The organism is Aphanothece microscopica RSMan92 (genome assembly GCF_046613545.2).
Taxonomy (GTDB): domain Bacteria; phylum Cyanobacteriota; class Cyanobacteriia; order PCC-6307; family Cyanobiaceae; genus NIES-981.
Genome location: NZ_JBKKKY020000385.1, coordinates 1 through 545, shown reverse-complemented (window position 1 = coordinate 545; position 545 = coordinate 1). Strand labels below are relative to the sequence as shown.

Below are 545 nucleotides of genomic sequence, written 5' to 3'. Positions count from 1 at the left end.
GCCAATTAAAGCCAGTTTTCAGGCCGGACTCCGTATCCCTTTTGGTGGCTACACCTACCTGGGTAATGAGATCGACCGCGAAAAAACAATTTCGCCCGCCATTATGTACAAGTCGCAAGGTAAGTTTGATCAATTTGACGCTGGGCTTTATGTAACCTACGCGCCGATGGTTTTCGGGGCATGGTATCGGGGTATTCCGGTGAAGCAATACGCTGAAAATATTAACAACCACGAATCACTCATTTTTCTGGCGGGCTTCCGGCAAGACAAATTTTCGATTGGTTATAGCTACGATGCTACCATCTCTACCTTAGGCATTGGCAGCGGCGGAGCCCACGAAATATCTCTATCCTATATATTCGAACCGCTCAACCCACCCAAAGGCCGCCCTAAGCGTCGCAGCAAGGAGCTATCGTGTCCTAAGTTTTAGGGATAGCCAGAACTTGCTTTTTTCTTGACAAAATACGATAAAACCTTAGCACCCTTGCCCGTAGTATGCATCTTTGCCGTGCTTTCGTTCGTAATGTTTTTGTCGTAGCGTGTCC

Annotated in this window: 1 protein-coding gene; it reads left to right on the top strand. The window is 47.5% G+C overall.

Annotated features, from left to right (window positions below):
* On the top strand, positions 1 to 430 hold a 430-nt coding region (locus tag ACLD7X_RS18145), incomplete at its 5' end, for a type IX secretion system membrane protein PorP/SprF (protein ID WP_411425084.1).
* Between the last annotated feature and the right edge of the window lie 115 nt (positions 431 to 545).